The 21,999-nt window shown below is 69.8% G+C and carries 16 protein-coding genes; 14 read left to right on the top strand and 2 right to left on the bottom strand.

The window, feature by feature from the left end; translation table 11 throughout:
- Positions 1-309 precede the first annotated feature (309 nt).
- Complete coding sequence (gene cysS, locus RDV84_RS22905; RefSeq protein WP_309151739.1) at positions 310-1,716, bottom strand: cysteine--tRNA ligase; 1,407 nt, start codon at positions 1,714-1,716, stop codon at positions 310-312.
- Between the two features lie 293 nt (positions 1,717-2,009).
- On the opposite strand from cysS, the gene RDV84_RS22900 reads away from it, so the two are divergent.
- From RDV84_RS22900 to RDV84_RS22850, 11 genes are all read left to right on the top strand, one after another.
- Complete coding sequence (locus RDV84_RS22900) at positions 2,010-2,483, top strand: hypothetical protein (RefSeq protein ID WP_057947081.1); 474 nt, start codon at positions 2,010-2,012, stop codon at positions 2,481-2,483.
- Positions 2,484-2,875: 392 nt separating this feature from the next.
- Complete coding sequence (locus RDV84_RS22895; protein ID WP_057947082.1) at positions 2,876-3,874, top strand: N-acetylornithine carbamoyltransferase; 999 nt, start codon at positions 2,876-2,878, stop codon at positions 3,872-3,874.
- A gap of 121 nt (positions 3,875-3,995) precedes the next feature.
- The gene (locus RDV84_RS22890; protein WP_309151738.1) at positions 3,996-5,195 is read left to right on the top strand and encodes an argininosuccinate synthase; all 1,200 of its coding nucleotides are present in this window, start codon (positions 3,996-3,998) and stop codon (positions 5,193-5,195) included.
- Positions 5,196-5,328: 133 nt separating this feature from the next.
- Complete coding sequence (locus tag RDV84_RS22885; protein ID WP_309151737.1) at positions 5,329-6,423, top strand: acetylornithine deacetylase; 1,095 nt, start codon at positions 5,329-5,331, stop codon at positions 6,421-6,423.
- Positions 6,420-7,748, top strand: coding sequence for an acetylglutamate kinase (locus RDV84_RS22880; RefSeq protein ID WP_057947085.1), 1,329 nt, complete (start codon positions 6,420-6,422; stop codon positions 7,746-7,748). Before RDV84_RS22885 ends, RDV84_RS22880 begins: the two co-directional genes overlap by 4 nt.
- 1 nt (position 7,749) lies before the next feature.
- Entirely contained in the window at positions 7,750-8,370 is a 621-nt protein-coding gene (locus tag RDV84_RS22875; RefSeq protein ID WP_309151736.1) for a GNAT family N-acetyltransferase, read from the top strand.
- Positions 8,363-9,334, top strand: a complete 972-nt coding sequence (argC, locus tag RDV84_RS22870) for an N-acetyl-gamma-glutamyl-phosphate reductase (RefSeq protein ID WP_309151735.1) — start codon at positions 8,363-8,365, stop codon at positions 9,332-9,334. Before RDV84_RS22875 ends, argC begins: the two co-directional genes overlap by 8 nt.
- A gap of 165 nt (positions 9,335-9,499) precedes the next feature.
- Positions 9,500-10,843 (top strand): proline--tRNA ligase, encoded by a 1,344-nt coding sequence (gene proS, locus RDV84_RS22865; protein ID WP_309151734.1) that lies wholly within the window; start codon positions 9,500-9,502, stop codon positions 10,841-10,843.
- 94 nt (positions 10,844-10,937) lie between these two features.
- On the top strand, positions 10,938-12,227 hold the full coding sequence (argH, locus tag RDV84_RS22860) for an argininosuccinate lyase (RefSeq protein ID WP_309151733.1): 1,290 nt from the start codon (positions 10,938-10,940) through the stop codon (positions 12,225-12,227).
- Positions 12,224-13,441, top strand: a complete 1,218-nt coding sequence (gene proB, locus RDV84_RS22855; protein ID WP_309151732.1) for a glutamate 5-kinase — start codon at positions 12,224-12,226, stop codon at positions 13,439-13,441. Before argH ends, proB begins: the two co-directional genes overlap by 4 nt.
- Complete coding sequence (locus RDV84_RS22850; protein ID WP_309151731.1) at positions 13,438-14,718, top strand: glutamate-5-semialdehyde dehydrogenase; 1,281 nt, start codon at positions 13,438-13,440, stop codon at positions 14,716-14,718. The genes proB and RDV84_RS22850 overlap by 4 nt, the downstream gene beginning before the upstream one ends.
- Positions 14,719-14,817: 99 nt before the next feature.
- On the opposite strand, the gene RDV84_RS22845 is transcribed toward RDV84_RS22850, so the two are convergent.
- Positions 14,818-15,648: a thioesterase family protein gene (locus RDV84_RS22845; RefSeq protein WP_309151730.1), complete on the bottom strand. Its 831-nt coding sequence runs from the start codon at positions 15,646-15,648 to the stop codon at positions 14,818-14,820.
- Here RDV84_RS22845 and RDV84_RS22840 point away from each other — a divergent pair.
- The 3 genes from RDV84_RS22840 (at position 15,614) to RDV84_RS22830 (ending at position 21,985) form a co-directional block, all read left to right on the top strand.
- Entirely contained in the window at positions 15,614-16,651 is a 1,038-nt protein-coding gene (locus RDV84_RS22840; RefSeq protein ID WP_309151729.1) for an alpha/beta fold hydrolase, read from the top strand. The two genes, RDV84_RS22845 and RDV84_RS22840, sit on opposite strands and share 35 nt — an antisense overlap.
- A 329-nt stretch (positions 16,652-16,980) precedes the next feature.
- Entirely contained in the window at positions 16,981-20,802 is a 3,822-nt protein-coding gene (locus RDV84_RS22835) for a non-ribosomal peptide synthetase (RefSeq protein ID WP_309151728.1), read from the top strand.
- Positions 20,750-21,985: a flavin-containing monooxygenase gene (locus tag RDV84_RS22830; RefSeq protein WP_309151727.1), complete on the top strand. Its 1,236-nt coding sequence runs from the start codon at positions 20,750-20,752 to the stop codon at positions 21,983-21,985. Before RDV84_RS22835 ends, RDV84_RS22830 begins: the two co-directional genes overlap by 53 nt.
- The last annotated feature ends 14 nt before the right edge of the window (positions 21,986-21,999 follow it).

Genomic DNA, 21,999 nt, shown 5'->3' with positions numbered 1-21,999 from the left:
GCCGCGGCCGTTGCATTCCGGCGCGCCGCGCGGCCGGCTGCGCAGGGGCGGCATGGGCGGATGCCGTCCGCGGGGTCGGTCGCTGAAGGGCGGGCTTCTTGAGGGCTGGCTTCTTGAGAGCCTGCTTCTTGAGAGCGGGCTTCTTGAGAGCGGACGTCTCAACAGCGGGTTTCTCAACAGCGGGCCTTTCAAGAGCAGGCTCCTCAAGGGCCGGCTTCTCAGGAGCGGGCTTGCCAGGGGCGGCCCGCTTCGCGGCCGGGCCCCCGACGGCAGGCCTCTCTCGACGGCAGGCCCCTGGCGGCCGGCTCCTCAGGAGTCGGCCGCCTCGGTCTTCTGCGGCTCCGGGCGCTTGCGCACCCAGCGCACGCCCTGCGGCGTGTCTTCGAGCAGGATGTTCTCGTCGGCGAGCTGCTGGCGGATCGCGTCGGCGCGGGCGAAGTCGCGCGCCTGCTTGGCCGCGGTGCGCTCTTCGACCAGGGCTTGGATGCGTTCGTCGTCCTGGTCGCCGGCGGCGCCGGCGAACCACGCCGCCGGGTCCTGCTGCAGCAGGCCCAGGGCCAGGCCGGCGCCGAGCAGCTCGCGCTTGAGCCGGGCCTTGTCGCCCGGATCGGCGGCCTTGCGCGCTTCGGCGGCGATGCGCGCGATCTCGGCCAGCGCCTGCGGCGTGCCCAGGTCGTCGTTCAGCGCCGCCTCGATCTGCGCCGGGATGGCGATCGCGCCGGCGTCGACGTCGGCCAGCTCGCGCAGGGTGCCGTAGAGCCGGTCCAGGGTGCGCGCGCATTGCTCGATCAGCTTCGGCGACCAGTCCAGCGGCTGCCGGTAATGCGCCGACAGCAGCGCATAGCGCAGCGCCTCGGCCGGATGCTTGGCCAGCAGCTCGTGCACAGTCTCGATGTTGCCGCGCGACTTGGCCATCTTCTCGCCGTCGAAGGTGAGCATGCCGTTGTGCAGCCAGAACCGGGCGAAGGTCTTGCCGCCGTGCGCGCATTCGCTCTGCGCGATCTCGTTCTCGTGGTGCGGGAACATCAGATCGTTGCCGCCGGCGTGGATGTCGATGGTCTCGCCGAGATGGGCGGCGGCCATCGCCGAGCACTCGATGTGCCAGCCCGGGCGGCCGCGGCCCCAGGGCGAGTCCCAGCCCGGCAGGTCGCCGGTGGAGGGCTTCCACAGCACGAAGTCGCCGGCGTCGCGCTTGTACGGCGCGACCTCGATGCGCGCGCCGGCGCGCATGTCGTCGATGTCGCGGCGCGAGAGCTTGCCGTAGCCGGGATAGCTCTCGATCGAGAACAGCACGTGGCCCTCGGCCGGGTAGGCGTGGCCGCTGGCGACCAGGCCCTCGATCATCGTCACGATTTCGCCGATGTGCGCGGTCGCGGCCGGCTCGATGTCCGGCAGGCGCACGCCCAGCGCGCTCATGTCCTGGCGGTAGATCGCGGCGAAGCGCTCGGTGATGGCCGAGATCGGCACCTGCTGCTCGGCCGCGGCGGCGTTGATCTTGTCGTCCACGTCGGTGATGTTGCGGGCGTAGGCCAGCGCGCCGTAGCGGCGGCGCAGCAGGCCGGCCAGCACGTCGAACACCACCGGCCCGCGGGCGTTGCCGATGTGGGCGTAGTTGTAGACCGTGGGGCCGCAGACATACATGGTCGGGCGGGCCGGATCCAGCGGGACGAAGGCTTCGACCTGTCGCGACAGGCTGTTGTAGAGATGCAGGCTCATGGACGGAAGGCTTGGGTTCGGGTTCATTCTAGCGGCCGCGCGCGCTGCGCGGGCCGGCGGGGCGAACATTTCCCGGCCGCGGCGGGGACCTGCGCGGGCTGGGCTGGGCCCGGGCGGCCGTGGGGATCTGCGCGGTTCGGCCCGGTCCGGCGCGGCGCGGGCGCCCGGACGCGCCCGGCGAGCGCGACGCGGCGCCGCCGGGCGCACCGCGGGGCGGGGCCTAAAGGCGGGATTCAGGCCGTCCCGGCAGACTGCTCTTACACTTTATTCACGAATACCTCCGCGCGAGCCCGATGAAACGACTCCTCCTGCAGGTCCCGATCCTGGCGCTGTCCGGCGCCGTGGCGGTCCTGTGGGCGGCGCCCGCGCCGGCGCAGCAGCACACCACCGTGCTGCAGGCCGAGAACGTGCGCTTCGACTACGCCCAGGTGCTGCGGGTGACCCCGGTCTACCAGACCCTGCGCGCGACCACGGTCGAGCAGCAGTGCGACCCGGAAGCCGGCGACAAGAGCGATTCGCGCTTCCAGCGGGTGCTGGGCACGGTGCGCGAGGCTCTGGGCCGCGAGCGCGACCCCAAGCCGAGCACCGGCGAGAACTGCCGCCCGGTGCCGGTGGAGCGCGAGTTCCGCCGTCCCATCGCCTACGACGTGGACTACGTCTACAAAGGCGCGCGATTCCGATCGCGCTTGCCCGAGGACCCGGGCAACAAGCTCAAGGTCCGGGTCGCGGTCACCCCGGTGGTGGCGCCGATCAGCACCTCGCGCTGAAGCCCGCGCGTCCCGACGCCCTCGCGTTCCGAAGCCCGCGCGTCCCGAAGCCCGCGCAGTCCGTCCGCCCCGCCGCTTGGCGGGGTTCGCATTTGCGGCGCGCGCGGCTTGCGCCCACGGCCGGCGCGTGCGAGCATTCGCGGCCTCATGAACCCGAACTACGCCGACGCCGACATCCTGACCTCCGCCTACATGGCGGCGGGCATGACTTCGCGCGCGCGCCGACCGTTGCCCTGCCAATCCGCTGGGTGACGGATCGCGCCGTCGTTCGTGTAACAAGCTGCACACACGAGAAGCCCAGCCTAGCGCTGGGCTTTTTTGTTTTGGGCCTCGCGCATCGCCCGGGTTCCCCTCATTCCCTCGCTCCACCCCTAACGGACCGCCGAACGACGATGAAGCACTTCCTCAACACCCAGGACTGGTCGCGCGCCGACCTCGACGCGCTGCTGGCGCAGGCCGCCGCGTTCAAGCGCAACAAGCTCGGCGACCAGCTGAAAGGAAAGTCCATCGCGCTGGTGTTCTTCAACCCGTCCATGCGCACCCGCACCAGCTTCGAGCTGGGCGCGTTCCAGCTCGGCGCCCACGCGATCGTGCTGCAGCCGGGCAAGGACGCGTGGCCGATCGAGTTCGACCTGGGCACGGTGATGGACGGCGACACCGAGGAGCACATCGCCGAAGTGGCGCGGGTGCTGGGCCGCTACGTCGACCTGATCGGCGTGCGCGCGTTCCCGAAGTTCGTCGACTGGGCCTACGACCGCCAGGACGTCGTGCTCAAGGCCTTCGCCAAGTATTCGCCGGTGCCGGTCATCAACATGGAGACCATCACCCATCCCTGCCAGGAGCTCGCCCACGCGCTGGCCCTGCAGGAGCGTTTCGGCACCACCGACCTGCGCGGCAAGAAGTACGTGCTGACCTGGACCTACCACCCCAAGCCGCTCAACACCGCCGTCGCCAATTCGGCGCTGACCATCGCCACCCGCCTGGGCATGGACGTGACCCTGCTGTGCCCGACCCCGGACTACGTGCTCGACGAGCGCTACATGGGCTGGGCCGAGCAGAACGTCGCCGAAAGCGGCGGCTCGCTCAAGGTCAGCCACGACATCGACAGCGCCTACAAGGACGCCGACGTGGTCTACGCCAAGAGCTGGGGCGCGTTGCCGTATTTCGGCAACTGGGGCCCGGAAAAGCCGATCCGCGAGCAGTACAAGCACTTCATCGTCGACGAGGCCAAGATGGCGCTGACCGACAACGGCGTGTTCAGCCACTGCCTGCCGCTGCGCCGCAACGTCAAGGCCACCGACGGCGTGATGGATTCGCCGAACTGCATCGCGATCGAGGAAGCCGAGAACCGCTTGCACGTGCAGAAGGCGGTCATGGCCGCTTTGATCTAGGAGCGAGCGGAGAGGAGTGAGGAGTGAGCAAAAGCAATCGCTCGCTTCCGTCGGCCTCTTCGCGCTCCAGCTTCCGCTCACTCCTCACTCCTCTCCGCTCACTTCTCCCCCGGACCTCCCCATGACCGACCGCGCCATCGTCCTCGCCTTCTCCGGCGGCCTCGACACCAGCTTCTGCGTGCCCTACCTGCAAGAGCGCGGCTGGGCCGTGCATACCGTGTTCGCCGACACCGGCGGCGTCGACGACGAGGAACGCGCTTTCATCGAGCAGCGCGCCGCCGAACTCGGCGTGGCCAGCCACGTCACCGTCGACGGCGGTCCGGCGATCTGGTCGGGCTTCGTCAAGCCGTTCGTGTGGGCCGGCGAGGGCTACCAGGGCCAGTACCCGCTGCTGGTGTCGGATCGTTACCTGATCGTCGAAGCCGCGCTCGCGCGCGCCGCCGAACTGGGTACCAAGGCGATCGCGCACGGCTGCACCGGCATGGGCAACGACCAGGTCCGCTTCGACCTGGCGGTGAAGGCGCTGGGCGATTACGAGATCGTCGCGCCGATCCGCGAAATCCAGAAAGAACACACCGAAGTCCGCGCCTACGAGCAGAAGTACCTGGAAGAGCGCGGCTTCGGCGTGCGCGCCAAGCAGAAGGCCTACACCATCAACGAGAACCTGCTCGGCCTGACCATGTCCGGCGGCGAGATCGACCGCTGGCAGGCGCCGGGCGAGGGCGCGGTGGGCTGGTGCAAGCCGCGCGCGCAGTGGCCGAGCGAAGCGCTGCGGGTCAAGCTGACGTTCGAGAACGGCGAAGCCGTGGCGCTGGACGGCGAGAAGATCGACGGCCACAAGCTGCTGGCCAAGCTCAATGCGCTGTTCGCGCAGTACGGCGTTGGGCGCGGCCTCTACACCGGCGACACCACCATCGGCCTGAAGGGCCGCATCATCTTCGAAGCGCCGGGCCTGATCGCGCTGCTGACCGCGCACCGCGCGCTCGAAGAAGCGGTGTTGAGCAAGCAGCAGAACCGCTTCAAGCCGGACGTGGCGCGCAAGTGGGTGGAGCTGGTGTACGAAGGCTTCTACCACGACCCGCTCAAGACCGACCTGGAAGCCTTCCTGGCCAGCTCGCAGGGCACGGTCAACGGCGAGGTGGTGCTGGAGAGCAACGGCGGCACCGTCGATGCGGTGGCCATCGAGTCCAAGCACATCCTCAACGCCAAGGGCGCGACCTACGCCCAGGCCGCCGACTGGGGCGTGGCCGAGGCCGAAGGCTTCATCAAGCTGTTCGGCATGAGCAGCACGCTGTGGGCGGAGATCAATCGCAAGAGCTGACGCTCTTGCCAGGAGTGAGCGGAGAGGAGTGAGGAGTGAGCGTAAAAGCTGCTCTGCTTCTGTTTTAGCTCACTCCTCACTCCTCTGCGCTCACTTCTCTTCCGCCATGCAAGCGAAAGACTCGAACCCGACCATGCTCCCCGAAGTCCTCAAACATCTCCAAGCCCTGGTGTCCCACGACACCCGCAACCCGCCGCGCGAGATCGGCACCGGCGGCATTTTCGACTACCTGCGCAGCCAGCTGCCGGGCTTCCGCATCGAGGTGACCGACTTCGGCGCCGGCGCGGTGTCGATGCTGGCCGTGCGCGGCAATCCGCGCCGGTTGTTCAACGTGCATCTGGACACGGTGCCGTCCTCGGAAGCCTGGAGCGCGGACCCGCACACGTTGCGGGTGACCGAAGACCGCGCCATCGGCCTGGGCGCCTGCGACATCAAGGGCGCCGCCGCGTGCTTGCTGGCCGCCGCCGCCGTCACCGACGGCGACGCCGCGTTCCTGTTCTCCACCGACGAAGAAGCCAACGACGCGCGCTGCATCGCCGGTTTCCTCGCCACCAGCCACGGTTTCAGCGAGGCCATCGTCGCCGAGCCGACCCAGTGCGAAGCGGTGCTGGCGCATCGCGGCATCAGCTCGGTGCTGTTGAAGTTCCGCGGCGTCGCCGGCCACGCCTCCGGCGCCAACGCCATGCAGGCCAGCGCGCTGCACCAGGCGGTGCGCTGGGGCGGCAAGGCGCTGGACTACGTCGAAGCGCAATCGCACCAGCGCTTCGGCGGCCTGACCGGGCTGCGCTTCAACATCGGCCGGGTCGAAGGCGGGATCAAGGCCAACATGATCGCGCCCAGCGCCGAGCTGCGCTTCGGCTTCCGTCCGCTGCCGTCGCAGTCCATCGACGGCCTGCACGAGCTGTTCGGCACGCTCAGCGACGCCGGCATCATCGAGCGCTACGAAGAAACCTTCCGCGGCCCGCCGCTGCCGGGCGGCGACGTCGCCGACGCCGAGAACCGGCGCCTGGAAGCGCGCGACCTCGCCGACGCGCTGAACCTGCCGATCGGCAATGCGGTGGACTTCTGGACCGAGGCCTCGCTGTTCTCGGCCGGCGGCCTGACCGCCATCGTCTACGGTCCCGGCGACATCGCCCAGGCGCACACCGCCGACGAATGGGTCGCGCTGGACCAACTCGAACGCTACGCGCACAGCGTGGCGCGGATCATCGGGAGCCAGGCGCAATGAGCGTCTCCATGGACAACCACCTGCAGACCCGCCAGACCATCGTGCGGCTGCTGTCGAGCATGGCCTCGGCCAAGGAAATCTCGCAGTACCTCAAGCGTTTTTCCCAGCTCGACTCCAAGCGCTTCGCGGTGGTCAAGGTCGGCGGCGCGGTACTGCGCGACGATCTTGCCGCGCTGACTTCGTCGCTGGCGTTCCTGCAGGACGTGGGCCTGACCCCGATCGTCATCCACGGCGCCGGCCCGCAGCTCGATGAGGAATTGTCGGCCGCCGGCATCGTCAAGCAGACCGTCGGCGGCCTGCGCGTGACCTCGCCCGAGGCGTTGGCGATCGTGCGCCGGGTGTTCCAGTCGCAGAACCTCAAGCTGGTCGAGGCGCTGCAGTCCGGCGACGGCCGCGCGACCTCGATCATCTCCGGCGTGTTCGAAGCCGAATTCCTCGACCGCGACACGTACGGCCTGGTCGGCGAAGTGAAGAAGGTCAACCTCGCGCCGATCGAAGCCAGCCTGCAGGCCGGCTCGATCCCGGTCATCGCCAGCCTCGGCGAAACTCCCGGCGGCCAGATCCTCAACATCAACGCCGACTTCGCCGCCAACGAGCTGGTGCAGGTGCTGCAGCCGTACAAGATCGTGTTCCTGACCGGCACCGGCGGCCTGCTCGACGACAACGGCCGGGTGATCGACTCGATCAACCTGTCGACCGAGTACGAGCACCTGATCCAGCAGCCGTGGATCAACGGCGGCATGAAGGTCAAGATCGAGCAGATCAAGGACCTGCTGGACAAGCTGCCGCTGACCTCGTCGGTGTCGATCACCAAACCGTCGGAGCTGGCCAAGGAACTGTTCACCCACAAGGGCTCGGGCACCCTGGTGCGGCGCGGCGAACGGGTGCTGCAGGCGTCGCGTTGGGACGAGTTGGACCTGACGCGCCTGCGCGGCCTGATCGACTCCGCGTTCGGGCGCAAGCTGGTCGATGGCTATTTCGAAAACACCCAGCTCAAGCAGGCCTACGTCAGCGAGAACTACCGCGCCGCGATCGTGCTGATCGAGGCCGAGGGCCGCACGTATCTCGATAAATTCGCCGTATTGGACGACGCCCAGGGCGAAGGCCTCGGCCGCGCGGTGTGGCAGGTGATGCGCGAGCAGAATCCCAGCGTGTTCTGGCGCTCGCGCCACGGCAATGCGGTCAATCCGTTCTATTACTCCGAATCCGACGGCTGCCTGAAGCAGGAGAAGTGGAAGGTGTTCTGGTACGGCATGGACGGCTTCGACGAGATCGCCGCCTGCGTGGAATACGCGGGCCGGCGCACGCCGACGCTGGAGGACTGAGATGGCCGGCAACGAAGCCTGGAGCCTGCAGCCGCGCCTGCGCGGCGAACACGTGACGCTGGAGCCGCTGGACTGCGCCCATGCCGACGGCCTGCGCGCGGCGCTGGCCGGCGGCGAGCTGGCCAAGGCCTGGTACACCAACGTGCCGGCGCCGGAGGGCGTGGACGGCTACATCGAGGCCGCGCTGGCGATGCAGCAGCGCGGCGCCGCGTGGGCCTTCGCCGTGCTCGACGCGCGCGGCGAGGTCGTCGGCAGCACCCGCTACTACGACATGGACGCGGCGGTGCCGCGCGTCCAGATCGGTTACACCTTCTACGCCCCGCGAGTGCAGCGCACCGGGCTGAACACCCAGGCCAAGCTGTTGCTGCTGGGACATGCGTTCGAAACCCTGGGCTGCATTGCGGTAGGCTTCGAAACCAGCTGGTTCAACCTGGCCTCGCGCACCGCGATCGCGCGCCTGGGCGCCAAGCAGGACGGCGTGCTTCGCAACCATCGCCGTCACGCCGACGGCAGCCCGCGCGACACGGTCGCGTTCTCGATCATCGATACGGAGTGGCCGGCGGTGAAGCGCAGTCTGCAATACAAACTCGACCAACACTCGAACGGAGCGGCGCATGGCTAAGACCATCGGCATCGTGGGCGCGCGCGGACACGTCGGCGCCGACCTGGTCCGGCTGATCGCCGCGCATCCGCAGTTCGAGCTGGCGTTCGTGTCCTCGCGCGAACTGGCGGGGCAAACGCTCGCCGACCACATTCCCGAGTACGCGGCCAAGAATCCCGAGCTGCGCTACAGCGCGCCCAGCCACGAAGAACTGCCCGGCCTGGGCGCCGACGCGGTGGTGCTGGCGTTGCCCAACGGCAAGGCCGCCGATTGCGTGGCGGCGTTCGACGCGGCCGGCGCCGACCCGGTCATCATCGACCTGTCGGCCGATTACCGCTTCGACGACCACTGGTACTACGGCCTGCCCGAACTGACCCGCGCCGGCTTCCACGGCCAGCGCCGGATCAGCAATCCCGGCTGCTACGCCAGCGCCATGCAGCTGGCGATCGCGCCGCTGCTCAACGTGCTGGAAGGGCCGGTGCAGTGCTTCGGCGTGTCCGGCTATTCCGGCGCCGGCACCACGCCTTCGGACAAGAACGACCCCGAAAAGCTGCGCGACAACCTGATGCCGTACGCGCTGACCGGGCATCTGCACGAGCGCGAAGTGACCCGACACCTCGGTCATCCGGTCGAGTTCATGCCGCATGTCGCGCCGCACTTCCGCGGCCTCACCGTGACCGCGAACCTGCACCTGTCGCGGCGCTTCGAGCGCGAGGAACTGGTCGAGCACTACCACCGCCACTACGACGGCGAGCCGCTGGTCAACGTGACCGACGCGGCGCCGTGGGTCAGCGACATCGCCGGCAAGCACCACGTCGATGTCGGCGGCTTCGCGCTGTCCGAGGACGGCCGCCGCGTGGTCGTGGTGTCGACGCTGGACAACCTGCTCAAGGGCGCGGCGACCCAGGCGCTGCAGAACCTCAACCTGGCCTTCGGCCACGACGAACGCACCGGGATCGACGCGCACCCGCGACCGCGACCGTGACGCCGTCGCCGCCTCTTTCTGAGGAAAGGGGCAGGGGATTCGTCCCGGCCGCCGCATGCGCCGAACCCGAAGCGGCCGCGGCCGGCCGAATCCCCCCAGGCTCCCTTGCGCGCAAGGGAACACCCGGTAAGGCCGCCGTCGCGGCCCCGCGTTCGGAGTAAAGCCATGCGTCTGTCGCGCTACTTGTTGCCCACCCTGAAGGAAAACCCCGCCGAGGCGCAGATCGCCTCGCACCGCCTGATGCTGCGCGCCGGCCTGATCCGGCAAGAGGCCGCCGGCATCTACTCCTGGCTGCCGGCCGGCCTGCGCACGCTGCGCAAGATCGAAGCCGTCGTGCGCGAGGAAATGAACCGCGCCGGCGCGCTGGAACTGCTGATGCCGACCCTGCAGTTGGCCGACCTGTGGCGCGAAAGCGGCCGCTACGACGCCTACGGCCCGGAAATGCTGCGCATCCGCGACCGCCACGAGCGCGAGCTGTTGTACGGGCCCACCAACGAGGACATGGTCACCGCGATCTTCCGCGCCAACGTGAAGAGCTATCGCGCGCTGCCGATGAACCTCTACCACGTGCAGTGGAAGTTCCGCGACGAGCAGCGCCCGCGCTTCGGGGTGATGCGCGGGCGCGAGTTCCTGATGAAGGACGCGTACTCGTTCGACGTCGACGAAGCCGCCGCGCGCCGTTCCTACCAGCGCATGTTCGTCGCCTACCTGCGCACCTTCGCCCGCATGGGAATCCGCGCGATCCCGATGCGCGCCGAAACCGGCCCCATCGGCGGCGACCTCTCGCACGAGTTCCTGGTGCTGGCGCAGACCGGCGAATCGGCGGTGTACTGCGACAAGGCCGTGCTCGACCTGCCGATTCCCGGCGCCGGCGTCGATTACGACGGCGACCTCGACCCGATCGTGCGCCGGTGGACCGCGCCGTACGCAGCGACCGAGGACGTGCACGACTTCGAACGCTTCGAGCGCGAAGTGCCGGCCGAACGCCGCCTGCAGACGCGCGGCATCGAAGTCGGCCAGGTGTTCTACTTCGGCACCAAGTATTCCGCGCCGATGAAGGCGCTGGTGACCGGCCCCGACGGCGGCGACAAGCCCATCCACGGCGGTTCCTACGGCATCGGCGTGTCGCGCTTGCTCGGCGCGATCATCGAAGCCGGACACGACGAAGCCGGCATCGTCTGGCCCGATGCGGTGGCGCCGTTCAACGTCGGCATCGTGAACCTCGACCCGGGCGACGCGCAGATCGATGAACTCTGCGCCGGCGTGCACGGCGCGCTGGAGGCGATGGGCCTGGACGCGCTGCACGACGACACCGACGAGCGCCCCGGGGTGAAGTTCGCGCGCATGGACCTGCTCGGCCTGCCGTGGCAGCTGATCGTCGGGCGGCGCGGCTTGAGCCAGGGCACGGTCGAACTCAAGCGCCGCGCCACCGGCGAGCGGCTGACGCTGGCGCCGTACGACGCCGTCGCGCATATCGGTAGATGCCTAGAAAATAGCGGAGAGGAGTGAGAAGCGAGCGAAAGCCGCCTTTTTCCTTCTCACTTCTCACTCTTCTCCGCTCACTCCTCATCCATCTTCTTTCAGAACTCCGCGAGCGCCTCCCATGTCCGATCTCCTCTGGCAAAAACCCGGCGTCAAGGTCGACGCGCGCATCCAGAACTTCCTCGCCGGCGAGGACGTGATCCTCGACCGCGAGTTCTTCGCGTTCGACATCCAGGCCAGCCGCGCGCATGCGCAGGGGCTGCAGCAGATCGGCATCCTCAGCGCCGAGGAACTCGACGGCCTGTCGCGCGAACTCGACACGCTGGCCGAGGACTTCCAGGCCGGCCGCTTCGTCCTCGACGAGCGTTTCGAAGACGGCCATTCGGCGATCGAAGGCCGCCTGATCGAACGCCTCGGCGACGCCGGCCGCAAGATCCACACCGGCCGCAGCCGCAACGACCAGATCCTGGTCGCGACCCGCCTGTGGCTCAAGGACCGGCTGGCGCGCACGTACGCGTTGTGCGTGGAGACCGCGCAGGTCGCGCTGGCGCGCGCCGAAGCCGAACGCGACCTGCCGCTGCCGGGATACACCCATCTGCAGCGCGCGGTGGTCTCCAGCGCCGGCATGTGGTGGGCGGCCTGGGCCGAGGGCTTCATCGACAACGCGGTGCGCGCGCGGCAGTCGCTGGAGTGGGTCGACGCCAATCCGCTCGGCAGCGCCGCCGGTTACGGCGTCAACCTGCCGCTGGCGCGCGACCACACCACCGCCGCGCTCGGCTTCGGCCGCATGCAGGTGGCCGCGGCCTATGCCCAGCTCTCGCGCGGCAAGTTCGAACTCGGCGCGATCGACGCGCTGGCGACCGCCTTGCTCGACCTGCGCCGCCTCGCCTGGGACCTGAGCCTGTTCACCAGCGCCGAATTCGGCTTCGTCGCGCTGCCGGCCGAATACACCACCGGCAGCTCGATCATGCCGAACAAGCGCAACCCCGACGTGATCGAACTCATGCGCGCCAGCTATGCCGCGGTCGCCGCCGCGCGCACCGAGATCGAGAACCTGCTGTCGCTGCCCTCGGGCTATCACCGCGATCTGCAGTTCTCCAAGGGCGCGATCTTCCACGCCTTCGGCCGCGGCCTGGGCGCGCTGGAACTGCTGCCCGACCTGCTGCGCAACCTGGAATGGAAGCCGCAGGCGATGCGCGCCGCGCTCGATCCGTCGATGTACGCCACCGACCTCGCCGTCGATCTGGCCCGCCAGGGCCTGCCGTTCCGCGACGCCTACAAGCAGGCCGCCGACCCGGCGCGCTGGGCCCAGGGCGACCCGGAAGCCAGCCTGGCCGCGCGGGTCTCGCCCGGCGCCGCCGCCGACCTGCGCCTGGACGTCCTGCAAACGCGCCTGAGATCGCTGACATGAGCGCGACGGCAAGGGACTTCGCCGCGCAGCCTTTGCCGCCCTGGCGCCGCGCCGTGCTCAAGGTCGGCAGCAGCCTGCTGGCCGGTTTCGAAGGCGGCGGCCTCGACCCGCGCTACGCCGCGGGCCTGGCGCGTTTCATCGAGAGCGCGCGCGAACAACAGCGCGAAGTGGTGCTGGTCTCGTCCGGCGCGGTCGCCGCCGGCCGCGGCCGCATCGCCGCCGGCGGCGACGGACTGGTGCTGCGGCAGGCGCTGGCCTCGCTCGGCCAGGCCTCGCTGATCGCGTTCTGGCAGCAGCTGTCTAGCGTGCCGGTGGCGCAGGTGCTGCTGACCCACGACGACCTGCGCAACCGCCGCCGCTACCTCAACGCCCGCGCCTCGCTGCGCGAACTGCTGCGGCTCGGCGCGCTGCCGGTCATCAACGAAAACGACACCGTCGCCGTCGACGAGCTCAAGCTCGGCGACAACGACAACCTCGCCGCCGCGGTGGCCTCGCTGGTCGATGCCGACCTGCTGCTGATCGCCACCGACATCGGCGGCCTCTACAGCGGCCACCCGCAGCGCGATCCGAACGCGTGCCCGATCGAACGCGTTGCCGCCGTTACTCCCGAACTGCTGCTCGCCGCCAGCGGCGGCGCCGGCGCGCTCGGCACCGGCGGCATGCGCACCAAGCTCGAAGCCGCGGCCAAGGCCGCCACCGCCGGCGTCGCCACCGCGCTGTTCTGCGGACGCGACAACGACGTCGTCGAGGCGCTGGCCCGCGACACCCTGCACGGCACCCTGGTGTCGGCGCAGAACGACCGCCTGCGCGCGCGCAAGCAATGGCTGCGCCACGCCCCGGCCAGCGGCGGCCTGCGCATCGACGCCGGCGCCGCCAACGCCCTGCGCGTGCGCGGCGCCTCGCTGCTGCCCGGCGGCGTGGTCGCGGTGGAGGGCGAGTTCCGCCGCGGCGACGTGGTCGAGCTGCGCGTGGCCGAAGGCGGCGAAGCGGTCGGGCGCGGGCTGGTGCAGTACAACTCGGCCGAGCTCGGGCGTATCAAGGGGCGGCACAGTCGCGATATCGAAGCCGTGCTCGGCTTTCGCTACGGGGAATCGGTGGTGCATCGCGACGACTTGGTGATGCTGGGCGACAAATCGGTCTTCGCAACTGTGGTTCCGGAAACAGGAGTCGAACCCGCGACCCATCCATCGACAAACAGCGAGGCAGCGCCGTGAGCGGATACGTACGTACTCTAGCCGAACGCGCCCGCGAGGCCTCGCTGCTCCTGGCCGCGCTCGACGGCGCCGAGCGCGCCGCGCTGATCGCGGCGATGGCCGAACGACTCGACGCGCAACGCGATGCCATCCTGGCTGCCAACGCCGACGACGTCGCCCGTGGCGAAGCCGCCGGCCTCAGCGACGCGATGCTCGACCGCCTGCGCCTGGACCCGCAGCGCCTGGGCGCCATCGCCGGCGCGCTGCGCGAAGTGGCCGCGCAAGCCGATCCGCTCGACGGCGTGACCCGCAGCGAAACCCGATCCAACGGTCTGGTCATCGAACGCAAGCGCGTGCCGCTGGGCCTGATCGCGATGATCTACGAATCGCGCCCCAACGTGACCGCCGACGCGGCCGCGCTGTGCCTGAAGGCCGGCAACGCCGTGCTGCTGCGCGGCGGCTCGGAAGCGCGCGCCAGCAACGCCGCCATCGCCGCCGCCTTGCATGCGCCGTTGCGCGAACGCGGGCTGCCCGTCGCCGCGGTGTCGCTGATCGAGGACACCGCGCGCGAACACGTGCTGGAACTGCTGCAGCTGTCCGACCTGATCGATCTGGCGATCCCGCGCGGCGGCGAGAGCCTGATCCGCTTCGTCGCCGAACATGCGCGGGTGCCGGTGATCAAGCACTACAAGGGCGTCTGCCACCTCTACGTGGACCGCGCCGCCGATCTCGATCTCGCGGTGAACCTGCTGGTGGACGGCAAGGCCTCGCGCCCGGGCGTGTGCAACGCGCTGGAAACGCTGCTGGTGCACCGCGACATCGCCGCCGCCTTCGTGCCGCGCGCGCTGGCGGCGCTGTCCGGCCGCGGCGTGCAGGTGCGCGGCTGCGAGCGCATCCGCGCGTTGGCGGGCGAGAGCGGTTACGACGTGGCGGCGGCCGACGACGGCGACTACGCCGCCGAGTACCTCGACCTCATCATCGCCGCGCGCGTGGTCGACGACCTCGACCAAGCCCTGGCCCACATCGCCCGATACGGCTCCGACCACACCGAAGTGATCGCCACCGCCGATCCCGCCACCGCCGACGCCTTCGTCCGCCGTACCCGCAGCTCGGCGGTGATGGTCAACGCGTCCTCGCGCTTCAACGACGGCGGGCAACTGGGCCTCGGCGCCGAGATCGGCATCTCCACCACGCGCCTGCACGCCTACGGGCCGATGGGCGTCGAGTCGCTGACCATCGAGCGCTTCGTGGTGCGCGGGGCAGGGCAGGTGCGCCACCCGGAATCGCTGGAGCGCTAAACCCGCATGGGGCCCCTTGTAGGAGCGGCGCGAGCCGCGACCGCGGGGTTGCCAGCTTGCGCCGCAAGCGATGATTCGCAGTCGCGGCTCGCGCCGCTCCTACAGGGAGCGGCCCGCCTGCACGGCCACCGGCCGCACCGTCAGGCATTGGCTGACCGTCCCGACCAGCCCCTGCTCGTCGTGGACCCAGCTGTGGGTCAGCCCGACCCCATCGGGCCCGAAGCTCACCGAGGTATCGAACCCGATCCACGCGCCGACCGGCGCGCGCAACAGATGCGCGGTGAGATCGAGATTGGGAAACACCGCCCGCTCCGGCGCGACCCGCGGCGTCGCGCCGTTGGCAATGTCGACCAAGCCCAGCAAGCGCGCCGTCGGGCTGACGGTTTCGCCCTGCAGCAACGCGACGTCCGTATCGACCCAGAACACGCAGCGTCCCGGCGCCTGCTCGCGCCGGCGCGCGCGCACGCTGCGCACGAAACCGCCCGGCCACACGCTGCCGAAGTCCCACGGCGGCAGTTGCTCGGGCGCAGGAAGCGGCGGTTCGGGCGTACCGGCCAGGGCGGCGGTGTCGGTGCGGGCCAACAGCCACGCGTGCAGCACGACCGCGGTGCGCCCGCCGTGCACGATGCGCGCCTCCACCCGTTCGATGGTCCGGCCGGGCCGGATCACGTCCAGTTCGACCTCGAAAGGCGCCATCGGCAGCACGCCGTGAATGTCGAAGCACAGCCGGCCGAGCACGAGGCCGTCGTCGCGGCGCTGGTCGCGGTGCCGCTCGATCAGATGCGTCAGCAAGCCGAACGCCGGCGCGATGTGCTGCTCGCGCGGATTCCAGCCGCCGCCCACGTGGGCGCTGGGCGCGAAACGCAGCCCGCCGAGCGGTTCGAAGTACCAGGGTGTGTCGTCGTCGTGCGGGCGGTCTGCGGCGCTCATGGGGATGCTCAAGACTGAAACGAAAGCGTGCGCCCCGCGGCCGGCCTCGGACGTGGAGCGGTCTATACTCGGCCCGGATCATCGCATCGGGGCATCGGCTATGCGAACCGCCATCGATGGCTTTCCCGCGTTGCGCGCGTGGCGGGATGCCGGCGAATTCATCGTCGTGCGCGGCCGGCGCATCTTCTGTCGCCGCGCCGGAGCGGGGCCGCGGCTGTTGCTGATTCATGGCTTTCCGACCAGCAGCGTGGATTGGGCGCCGATCTGGCCGATGCTGGCTTCGCGCTTCGAGGTGCTGGCCTTCGATCTGCTGGGCCTGGGTTTTTCCGACAAACCCCGCGGCCACGACTACCGCGTGCGCGAGCAGGCGGACCTGGCCGAAGCGGTCGCGCGGCATTACGGCTGGGATGCCGCGTTCGTGTTGGCCCACGATTACGGCGATACGGTCGCGCAGGAACTGCTCGCTCGCAACGGCGAGGACGCCGCGCTGCGCATCCTTCGCCTGTGCCTGCTCAACGGCGGGCTGTTCCCGGAAACCCATCGCGCGCGCGCGATCCAGCGATTGCTCGCGTCGCCGCTCGGCCCCGCCTTGGTCGGGCTGATGAGCCGTCGCGGTTTCGGCCGCAGTCTCAAGGCCTTGTTCTCGCCGACGCGGATGCTCGGCGAGGCCGCGGTCGATGAGTACTGGGCCTTGCTGCGGCACGACGGCGGCCTCGATGCGGTGCCGTCGCTGCTGGGTTACATGGCCGAGCGCCGACAGCAACGTTCGCGCTGGGTCGGCGCGCTGCAAACGGCCGACGCGCCCCTGCGCTTGATCTGCGGCGCGGTCGATCCCGTCAGCGGGCTGCATATGGCCGAGCGTTACCGGCAACTCGTCCAGAGCGCGGACGTCGTCGTGCTGGACGACGTCGGTCACTTCCCGCAGCTCGAAGATCCGCAGCGGGTGTTCGCCGCGGCCGCCGGCTTTTTTCTCGACGACGACGGCGCGCCGGCCGGGGGCTGATGCGGTGCGGCGTTCTGCGCCAGGGCCCGCACCGGTTCGGGCGATGGATCGGGTGTAGATACCGGCCCGGGATCGTTCTCGCCGGCGGGCCGTCGATGGATTCATCGCCGACCGGTCGCGGCCGGTTTTCCCTTCTCTGACAGGGCCGTTAGCGCCAATCGCAGAGCGCAAGACGAGAAAATGTAACTAAGCGTCATTCTGAGCAGTGGCCTACTTTTCCCGCGCGCAGCGTAAGGATTTTCGACGACTTTGGTGTCCGGTTGACGCCCTGTAGGCACCAATGTAGTGTCCGGCCGATGGATGAAATGGGTATAAGGTAAGGAGAACCCGTGCTAGTGAGTGCGCCCTCGAACGACGCGACCGTCGCAGTGCCGGACACCAGTGCCGGACATGCCGACTTCCCGCTGACGGACATGCAACGCCTGCTCGTCGTGAGCGCTTCCGACGGCATGGAGTACGCGTTGCATCCGCACCTCTACTTCGAGGTGGAACGTCCCGGTCTCGATATCGATCGCTTCGTGTCCGCGATCGCGCGCGTGATCGAACGCCATCGGCGCAACATCGTCGCGGTGACGCCGGAACTGCGGTTGCGCCAGGTCGATGAAGTCGCGCCGCCTCGCGTACCGGTCTGGGACCTGCGCGGGCTGTCCGAACTGGCGACGACGCAGGGGCTGATGCAGGTCCGGCACCGGATGTCGAACCAGCCGCTGCCGATGGATCGCTGGCCGTGGCTCGACTTCCAGCTGACCCGATACGGCGACGGCGACGTGCGCCTGCACGTCAACTTCAGCAACCTGTTTCTCGATCAATCTTCCGGGCTGCGCCTGCTGTCGGAGATCGAGCAGTACTACGCGAACCCGAATCTCGAACTGCCCGCCGATCGCGTGGGAATCGCGGAGGTTTCGCTCGCCTTGGCGCAGCGGCACGAGGCCGCCGATCGCGCGCGCGCCTATTGGGCCGAACGCGTGGCGACGCTGCCCGCGCCGCCCGACCTGCCGATCGCGCGCATCCACGGAAACCCGGGCTTGAACCGGCGCCGCCTGGTGGTCGACGCAGCGACCTGGAACGCCTTCACCGCCGGCGCCGGCGCGCACGGCATGAGCGCGACGACGGCGTTGCTCGCGGTGTACGGCGAGATCGTCGCGCGTTTCAGCGGCTCGCGCCATTTCATCCTCAACCAGATGATCACGCGCCGCCTGCTGCGGCGGATTCCGGGCGCCGAGTCGGTGCTGGGCAATCTCGGCGCGATCTATCCGCTCGAATTCGATTGGCGCGGCTCGGCGTCGCTGCAGGAACGCGCGCGCCGCCTGCAGGCGACGATCATCGGCGATCTCGGACGCACGGATTGGTTGGGCGTCGATGTGCTCGAAGCCTTGAACGCCCGCCATCGCTCGCAAGGCCGGGCTGCGTGTCCGTTCGTGGTCTCTTCGGGCCTGGCGGGCGGCGAGCAGGAGGAATTCGGCTACAGCAAGCTCGCGACGCCGCAGGTGTTGCTCGATCACCAGTTCTTCGCGCTGCGCGGCGGCCGCGTCGAAATCCTCTGGGACGTGGTGGAAGCCGCGTTCCCCGCCGGTTTCATCGATGCGTTCTGCGATGCGCACGAAGCGCTGATACGCACTCTGGCCGCTAACCCGGACGGGTGGATCGCGACGACGACGCTGGTGGCCCCGACGCCCGCCGCGAAAGCCTGTCCCACCCGGCCGTTATATCCGGGGCGTCTGTCGGACGGGCTGAAGGTCGCGGCGTCCGTCGCGCCCGAGCGCACGGCGGTGGTGTGCGGCGACGATGCGCTGAGCTACGGCCAACTGGCCGCGGCCGCCGAATCGTTGGCGAAGCGGTTGTGCGCCGGCGGCGTTCGTCCCGGCGACCGCGTCGCCATCGTCCTGGCCAAGGGCGTCGCGCAGACGGTCGCGGTCTACGCGGCGCTGCTGGCGGGCGCCGCGTACGTGCCGATCGATCCGGCGTGGCCGCCGCGGCGCATCGATCAACTGGTCGCCGACATCGGCGCGGCGGCCGTCCTCGGCGCCGACGATGGCGAGCGTCACGGCGTACCCGTCATCGGAGTTCGCGACGCCGCCGCTTCCGCGGTCGCGGCCTGCGCGGGTATCGACTTGCCCGCCGACCTCGATCCGTCCGCGCTGGCCTACGTCATCTACACCTCAGGATCGACCGGACAGCCCAAGGGCGTCGCGCTCGACCACCGCGGGCCGGTCAACACGATTCTCGACGTCAACGACGCGTTCGGCATCGTCGCAGAGGACGTGCTGTTCGGAGTGTCGTCGCTGTCGTTCGACCTGTCGGTCTACGACCTCTTCGGCGCGGCGATGGCGGGCGCGACGCTGGTCCTGCCCGATCCCGCCGACCACAGCCCGCACGCGTGGCTGGCGGCGATGCTCGAACGCCACGTCACGGTGTGGAATTCGGCGCCGCCGCTGATGCAGTTGTTGGTCGATGTCGCGCGCGCCGAAGGCGTGCAGCTGCCCGCGCTGCGCCTGGTGATGCTGTCCGGCGACTGGATCGCGCTGTCTCTGCCCGACGACATCAAGGCGATCGCGCCGAACGCGAAGGTGGTCAGCCTCGGCGGCGCGACGGAAGCATCCATCTGGTCGATCTGGCATCCCATCGAGGCGGTCGATCCGAAGTGGCGCAGCATTCCCTACGGACGGCCGATGGCGAACCAGCCGTGGTACGTGCTCGACGAGCAGGGCGATGAGACGCCGGCCTGGACCACCGGGCAGCTGCATATCGGCGGGATCGGCTTGGCGCAGGGCTATTGGGGCGATCCCGACAAGACCGCGGCCGCGTTCGTGGCGCGCCGCGCCACCGGCGAGCGGATCTATCGCACCGGCGATCTCGGCCGCCTGCTGCCCGACGGCAACATCGAGCTGATCGGGCGCATCGACGCGCAATGCAAGATCCAGGGGCATCGCGTCGAACCCGGCGAAGTCGAGCACGTGCTGGCCGCCGATCCGCGGGTCAAGGATGCGGTCGTACTCGTGGCCGGCGAGGCCAAGCAGAAGCAGCTGCGCGCGTTCGTCGTTCTGCACGACGGAGCCTGCGGCGACGGCGAATCCATTCGCGCCGGCCTGGCGGACCGGCTGCCGAGCTATCTGGTTCCGGCGCACATCGCCGTCGTCGCCGGCCTGCCGGTCACCGCCAACGGAAAACTCGACCGCGCCGCGCTGCTCGCGCTCGCCGAACCGGCGGCCGATGTCGGCGTGGCCTACGTCGCGCCGCGCACCGAGCTGGAGCGCTCGATCGTCGCGATATGGAAAGAAGTGCTGGGCGTGGAAACCATCGGCGTCGACGACGATTTCTTCAACCTCGGCGGGCAATCCTTCACCGCGTTGCGCGCGGTCGCGGCGCTGCGTTCGCGGGCCAAGGTCAACGTTTCCCTCGGCGGGCTGATCGAGTCGCGCACGGTCGCGCGCCTGGCCAGCCTGGCCTCGGGGCAGCGGCTGTCCAACGCGCTGGTGCCGCTGCACGCCGCGGCCGGGCCGGCGTTGTTCATGGTGCATCCGGCCGGCGGATCGGTCGCGGCCTACCGCGACCTGGCGCGCGAACTCGACCGCGCCAGCTTCGGGCTCGCGGCGAGCGAGCCGCTGCCGGCCACCATCGCGGCCTTGGCTCAGGGGTATGTGGCCGCAGTGCGCGCCGCGGCGTCCGGGCCGTACACGATCCTGGGATGGTCGTCGGGCGCGGTGATCGCGCTCGAGATGGTCGCGCAACTCGAAGCGGCCGGGGAGCGGGTGGCGCAGCTGGTCGTGTTCGACGCGCCCGCGCCGACCGACCCGCCCCCGGGTCCTGTCGACGAGGCGACCTTGCAGGACTGGTTCCGCGAAGACACGGCCGGCGCCGACCTGCTCGCCGCCGAACTGCATCATGTCTATCCGGTGTTCGCGCAAATCGTGAATGCGTGCCGCAGCTACTCGCCGCCCGTCGTGGCTGCGGACGTGGCGCTGATCCGCGCCCGCGACGGGCGGGTCAGCGAATACGCGGGGCATCCAGATGAAGCGGCGGCCGATTGGGGCTGGTCCGCGCGCACCCGCGGCACGGTCGCCACGCGCATCGTCGCGGGCACCCACCACAGTCTGTTCGGTGAGCAGCACCTCGCCGAGGTGGTGGCCGCGCTTCGGGAGCTCGTTCGATGAGCCGCCTGCGCTGCGCTCGGCGCTCGCACCCTCGCATCTCCGCGCCGCTGTCCGCGCCAACGCTATCCACGCCGTCGCTCGTGCGCGCCGGCGTCGTGGAGTGACCATGCCAAGTTCGAATCCTTCCGCCGGTAGCGGCGACCTGCCCAGCGACATCGACGTGGTCGTGATCGGCGCGGGCCAGGCCGGCCTCGCCGTCGGCCATACGCTCAAGCAAGCGGGCGTCGACTTCGTCATGCTCGACGCCGCCAGCGAGCTCGGCGTTTCCTGGACGAATCGCTGGGACTCGTTGCGGCTGTTCACCTCCGCGCAGTTCTCCGGCTTGCCCGGGCTGCCGTTTCCCGGCGATCCGGATCGATACCCCGCCAAGGACGAAGTGCCGGACTACTTCCGAACCTACGCGGCGACGTTCGCGCTGCCGATCCATCTCGGCATGCCGGTGACTTCGGTCGGCCGCTCCGGCGACGGCTTCAGCGTGACCACGCCGGCCGGTCGCATCGCCGCGCGCCAGGTCGTCGCCGCGGTCGGGGCGTTCCAGACGCCGGCCATTCCCGGGTTCTCGCAACGGCTGGCGCCGTCGGTGACGCAACTGCATTCGCACGCCTACCGCAATCCCGGACAGATTCCCGCCGGGCCGGTCGCCGTGGTCGGTTCGGCGAACTCGGGCCTGCAGATCGCGGCGGAACTGTCGGCCACCCACGAGGTGGTGGTCTGCAAGGGCCGCAGGCAGCCGCGCTTGCCGCAGCGGATCCTGGGCAAGGACGCGTTCTGGTGGCTGTCCAAATCCGGCATCCTGCGCCTGCCGACGAACACGCCGCTGGCGCGGCGATTGGCGATGCCCGATCCGATCGTCGACACGAAAAGCGGCGGACCGCCCGGCAGCGTCCGCTACGCGGCGCGCGCCGTCGACGTCGCGGGCACGCAGCTCGTCACCGCCGACGGCCAGCGGCTCGACGTATCGACCGTGCTATGGGCGACCGGCTATCGCAACGAGTGGCCGTGGCTGGACGCGGAACTGCTCGGCGCCGACGGACAGCCGCCGCACGACGCGGGCGTCGGCGCGTCCGGGTTGCATTTCGTAGGCCTGTACCGGATGCGCAACCGCGGCTCTGCGCTGCTCGGCTTCGTCGGCCGCGATGCGCAACGCGTCGGCGCGGCGGTCGCGCGACGCAGCAAGCGCTGAGCTTCGGCTCGGCC

It is taken from the genome of Lysobacter yananisis, from assembly GCF_031199375.1.
GTDB classification, from domain to species: Bacteria; Pseudomonadota; Gammaproteobacteria; order Xanthomonadales; family Xanthomonadaceae; genus Lysobacter; species Lysobacter yananisis.
The sequence above is the reverse complement of the archived record's forward strand: the minus strand, read 5'-3'. Positions and strand labels throughout refer to the sequence as shown.

Coding starts and splice junctions, on each gene's coding strand:
- cysS (WP_309151739.1), bottom strand. CDS start 1,716: ATGAGCCTGCATCTCTACAACAGCCTGTCGCGACAGGTCGAAGCCTTC.
- RDV84_RS22900 (WP_057947081.1), top strand. CDS start 2,010: ATGAAACGACTCCTCCTGCAGGTCCCGATCCTGGCGCTGTCCGGCGCC.
- RDV84_RS22895 (WP_057947082.1), top strand. CDS start 2,876: ATGAAGCACTTCCTCAACACCCAGGACTGGTCGCGCGCCGACCTCGAC.
- RDV84_RS22890 (WP_309151738.1), top strand. CDS start 3,996: ATGACCGACCGCGCCATCGTCCTCGCCTTCTCCGGCGGCCTCGACACC.
- RDV84_RS22885 (WP_309151737.1), top strand. CDS start 5,329: ATGCTCCCCGAAGTCCTCAAACATCTCCAAGCCCTGGTGTCCCACGAC.
- RDV84_RS22880 (WP_057947085.1), top strand. CDS start 6,420: ATGAGCGTCTCCATGGACAACCACCTGCAGACCCGCCAGACCATCGTG.
- RDV84_RS22875 (WP_309151736.1), top strand. CDS start 7,750: ATGGCCGGCAACGAAGCCTGGAGCCTGCAGCCGCGCCTGCGCGGCGAA.
- argC (WP_309151735.1), top strand. CDS start 8,363: ATGGCTAAGACCATCGGCATCGTGGGCGCGCGCGGACACGTCGGCGCC.
- proS (WP_309151734.1), top strand. CDS start 9,500: ATGCGTCTGTCGCGCTACTTGTTGCCCACCCTGAAGGAAAACCCCGCC.
- argH (WP_309151733.1), top strand. CDS start 10,938: ATGTCCGATCTCCTCTGGCAAAAACCCGGCGTCAAGGTCGACGCGCGC.
- proB (WP_309151732.1), top strand. CDS start 12,224: ATGAGCGCGACGGCAAGGGACTTCGCCGCGCAGCCTTTGCCGCCCTGG.
- RDV84_RS22845 (WP_309151730.1), bottom strand. CDS start 15,648: ATGAGCGCCGCAGACCGCCCGCACGACGACGACACACCCTGGTACTTC.